The 4,723-nt window shown below is 66.7% G+C and carries 3 protein-coding genes; all 3 read right to left on the bottom strand.

Annotated features, from left to right (window positions below; all coding sequences use genetic code 11):
- Nucleotides 1-217: 217 nt before the first annotated feature.
- Nucleotides 218-1,156: a hypothetical protein gene (locus tag MJD61_13835; GenBank protein MCG8556352.1), complete on the bottom strand. Its 939-nt coding sequence runs from the start codon at nt 1,154-1,156 to the stop codon at nt 218-220.
- Between the two features lie 43 nt (nt 1,157-1,199).
- The gene (locus MJD61_13830; protein ID MCG8556351.1) at nt 1,200-3,479 is read right to left on the bottom strand and encodes a hypothetical protein; all 2,280 of its coding nucleotides are present in this window, start codon (nt 3,477-3,479) and stop codon (nt 1,200-1,202) included.
- Between the two features lie 927 nt (nt 3,480-4,406).
- The coding region (locus tag MJD61_13825; protein ID MCG8556350.1) for a hypothetical protein at nt 4,407-4,723 on the bottom strand (317 nt) is incomplete at its 5' end.

Raw genomic sequence — 4,723 nt, 5'->3', positions numbered from 1 at the left:
GCCGCCGGATAGCGCCCGTTGGCGCGGGCGGCGGGCGCCAGAGCAAGCCAGGCGAGCGCAAGGCCAAGCGCCAGCCCCGCGACAGGACACAGCGGCTGGCAGCGGATTCGTGCATCCAAGACCTGCCCTCCTTCGAAGCCGGTGCGGGAGGCCGCGCCGGCATTGGCTCCGGCATCAGGTCCGGCATTCGCGGTGCCGGCCGTGCAGGCTGCAAGCCCTACAGGGTGCACCACCGGATGCAGTGCAGGGCGGATTTGAATCTCGTGCACTTCGTCTCGAGCATCCGGCAATACTGGGGATGGCAGGCCGGCGGCGCTGACATGGGCCCAGCGTTGTTGCAGAACGGGCGTCCCGGGCTCCAGCCGTTCTCTATACAGAGAAACCCGCGCGGGCAGGGGCCTGTGGGTGACACGAAGCCTGCCACACCGCCCTGGCCCGGGGAGCCCGCCCAGGGTCCGCCCCCGCCAAAGCCGCTAAAGCCGCCCGTGGCCTGGCCGCTGAAGCCCCCAAGGCCGGCGAACCCGCCAAACCCGCCAAACCCGCCGAAACCACCCGCACCGATGAGACCTCCGTGTCCACCCATCCCTCCATGACCCATGCCGCCTCCGGTCCCGAAAGTGCCACCCTGGCCGATGGCGCCGCCCGGGGCAAAGGTGCCTCCCCGGGTACCTGCGCCGCCCCAGCCACCTGCACCGCCCCAACCACCTGCGCCGCCCTGCCCACCTGCACCGCCCTGCCCACCTGCACCGCCCTGCCCACCTGAACCGCCCTGGCCGCCAAGACCAGCCTTCCCAGCGAGACCCCCCTGGCCAGCCACGCCCGCCAGCCCGCCCAGACCGCCAACACCTCCGCGTCCAGCGAGACCTCCCTGACCCATGCCGCCTCCGGCCCCGAGGGTGCCTCCCTGACCGATGGCGCCGCCCCGGCCGGCCATGCCTGCTCTGCCGCCGCTGCCCACAAGCCCGGCGCCACCCCGCACACCCGCGCCTGCCAGCCCGCCGCCACGGCCTGCTGCGCTGCCTCCCGGTCCCGGTTCCAGGCTGGTGGTGCGGGCCCCGCAGGCCGCGACCAACACGAAGCCGGCCACGAGCCCTGCCGGGACGAGCCGTTTCGCAAGCCGTGGCGTAGAGAATAGCAGTGCCACAGGGAAAAGCATGGTCAAGCTCCATTGGCCGCCGGCGCGCAGCCGCGTTCGAGGTCTAGGGATTGATGGGATGTCCGATGAACCCGGGCACGTAGCCGTCGCTGATCTCCTCGACCGAGTAGAACAGGGAGTACTCGTCGCAGTAGGGCTCCGGCGTCCAGTTGCTGACGCCTCCGTCCGGGAAGTCTCGGTTCCACACCCGCACGTTGAGGAAGTACTGGAAGCCCGCCTGCCGGCACAGGACATCGTGGCCGTCGTCCACGGTGGTGCCGCCTCCAGGCTCGGTGAACCAAGTTTGCCCGTTTCCGATCGTGTTGGCCGAGCAGCGTGGCTCGCCCAGGCCCGACCAGCAGAACTCGATGGCGTGCCGGTCCCGGGTCAGGCGCTCGGTCCACACGACGGCGCGGGCTCTGAGGTAGGTGCCCGCAGCCTGGCAGGTGGCCGGCACCACGAAGTGATCCACGTCCGGGCAGCTCCAGTTTTCGAACTTGTCTCCAGGCATCGTGTGCGACGGGTGCGGGGAGGTGCACAGGGGATTGCCCCCGCCAAAGGGCTGCGCATAGGTGTGGACGGGGTTGGCCGCGGTGCCCACGTGCGGAGTCAGCGTGCCGGTGACGCGTTGCTTGACCGGGGCGCTCGGTAGCCAGAAGCCGGGGAAGTAGTCGGCATACTCCTGCCCCGGCACGATAGCATTGAGCTCGTCGTTGCCGGGGCATGCGGCGGGGGGAGGCGGGGGAGGCGGGTTGTTGCAGTTGGTTCCGGCCGGCAGGCGGTCCAGATACACCTGCCTGGCGTTCTGGTACTGCGTCAGGTAGGCGGCCAAGCGGCCCCCCGGCTGAGCGTATTCGCTGATGAGCCTATCGATGTTCGCGACATTGCGGCACAGGGCTCCTACGTCGGGCACGTAGGCTGCGCCGTCGTACTCCATGTAGATCGGGCTCGTTTGAACGCGCGGAGCCCGCACGGTGATCCAGCCGCTGCTGGTGGGCACCAGGTTCTCGCAGGTCAGATCGTTGAGCCCCACTTGGCCCATCGTGCGACACTGGCTCACGACCGCGCCGTTGGACATCAGCTCGATCATGCCCGCCACCTTCAGCTGCACCTGGATGCTGAAGCTCACCTGCCCGCCCGCGGGCACGCTCAACGTGTCCCCGATTTGCTTCTGGTCGTTGGGGGTGGTGGTGAGCCAACCCTCCAGAATGGCCCAGGTGCCCTGGCCCAGCACGGCCTGCGTGCGTCCCTGCCGCAGGCCCTCGAGGTAGTTGTCGAAGGTAACGGGCCCGTTGATGAGCACGAGGGTGCGCAGCTGACCGATCTGACGCTGGATGCAGCGGTTGTCGCTCGCCCCCACGATCGCGATCCGAAAGCCGCTGTTCTGGAAGTCGCTCCACACCTGGCGTGCGGCCCGCGTGAGCACATCGGTCGGCTGATGCAGCGGGCCGGTCGGGTCAGGCTGGGCCGTCTCGACCGCCATGAACGAGATGGGAGGGTGCCCTGGCTGCCCGGGCGGTGGCTGCCAGGCACCGAGCGCGATATGCACCGGGAGCTCGACCGGCGCGAGGCTCGGGAGCGGCGGCAAACCCGGGCCGTTATCCCAGGGCCAGGTGTGGTTCAGCCTCCAGGCGTTCGTATGGTTTACGCCCAACACGGGCCGGCGCGGCTGCGAGGTCCCGTAGGCCCACTGCGCGATCGGCAGGCCGCTCTCCTTGTTCAGCTCGTGCACCGTACAGCTGCATCCCGATGGGTAGTCGCTTTCGGGCGGCGCGTTGCACGTGCCGACCGCGCCAGGGCACGGCCCCTGCGACACGATATCGCCCAAGCCCAGAGCGGTGACGTGCCCCAGCCATGCCGGCTGGTAACCGGAGACCTCGAGATCGTAGTGCAAGAGCTGGTTGGCGTACTCCGTCGCTTCGTGGGGCAACTTCTGGTAGTCCTGCCCGGTCAACCGTTCCCATTCGTACAGGCTCAGGGTGTTGAGAGGGCCCTGAGACGGCCCGCCCGTGTCGTGCCAGACGAGGACGTTGCCAACCGAAAGACCGCGCTTTTTCATCGCAGCAAGAATCTCGGTGGATGACAACTGAGGGTCCTCCACCACCCAGGGGGCGCAGCCGGCGGCGTGGATGTGCGGGTCGGCCGCTATCCACTGCCACTCTTCACGCCGCTCGAAGTCCTGCGACAGCGGTCGCGGCTGCTGCGGGTCCGAAGCGGCGATGCGCGCCGGACCGGCTAGGCCACGAAGCTCAGCCGCTGCTTCGAGTGCTGCTTCGAGCCGCGGACCCGCAGCTGTGCCCGGGTGCCCGGCTGGCGGCGCCGCGTGCGCGGCCCGGGCAGGCACCGCTGGCGTCCCCCCCCCCCCGCGGCGGCGCATGTTCGCCAAGGCCATGAGCCCTCGCTGCGAGGGCAGCCTGCTGTGTGGATACGTCCCCACCGCCACATGCTGTCAGTCCGGCACACGTAACCAGCTCCATCAAGCCGGCACCAAGCCCTTGCCTACACCATGTCCAGCTACCCCTCCCTGACCCATGCCGCCTCCGGCCCCGAAGGTGCCACCCTGGCCGATGGCGCCGCCCCGGCCGGCCATGCCTGCCCTGCTGCCGCTGACCACCACTAGACGTTGGCCACCCGCAGATTATCGACGACGTCCTCATAGCAACCTCCCTTGCCGCAACTGGAGCGACAGCTTGGTGCGCGTTCGTAGTAGCCCCCTCTGCTAGTCACTCGTCGTGAAGTAAGAGCAATACGCTACCCGTGTCAAGGGCTTCAAGGATTGTTTTTGAATCCGGGTCCCTGATTTGGGACACCAGGAACGTGAATTTGATAGCCCACTATTGCACAAGGCTGCACAAGGCATGCGAGAGCGGGGCATGATGCCATGTTGCGCTTTCAGCGGTAAATATAGCGCAATATGTACGTTCGCAGACCAACCAAAGAGCGAGTTCATTCGTTGCACAATTAATCCCAAAGTGTCATATCGATTAGTCCTAATGGGTCACCCCGATCCTTTTTTGAAATCCGCATAGGCTTCTACCTTGAATCGCGTAATTCCTGGAATCTACCGCTACTCTGGTGATTCTCCAAAGCGACAAAACAACTTCTTCATCTGGGAAGCCGCCATCCGTTTCCAGCGAGATATCCCGTTAGTTTCTGGAAGTCTCTGCTATTGCGGTGATTCTCCGAAGCAACCAAACAAGTCTATGTTTGGAAGTCAGTCCTCTACTTGCGGACGCGGATCCCGTGATTTCCAGAAACGCCTGTACTCCAGTCATTCTCCAAAATGGGGAAGGAGCCCTCGTTTGGAACAACGCGGGGCGAGGCGGTGCACGAAGCTGCGATCGGGTTGCTGCCTGGTCGCGAGCGCCAACCCGTGCGCTCGCTGCCCAGGGTCTACCGTGACGTCGATGATCTCCATGTCGCTGACACCCCCCGGAGTTTCGGTGGGACTCGCCCCAAACCCGAGCCGAGTGCACCACCGCCCCGGCAACGTGCACGATTCGGGATCGATCCGCACCGGAGTGAAATCGTGACGCGGGAGGACACGGAGGCGCGACGCTGGCGGAGGCCACGGTTTGCGGAGCTGGG

The sequence above is a fragment of the Pseudomonadota bacterium genome (assembly GCA_022361155.1).
GTDB lineage: Bacteria > Myxococcota_A > Polyangia > Polyangiales > JAKSBK01 > JAKSBK01.
This window is presented reverse-complemented; position numbering and strand designations above follow the sequence as displayed.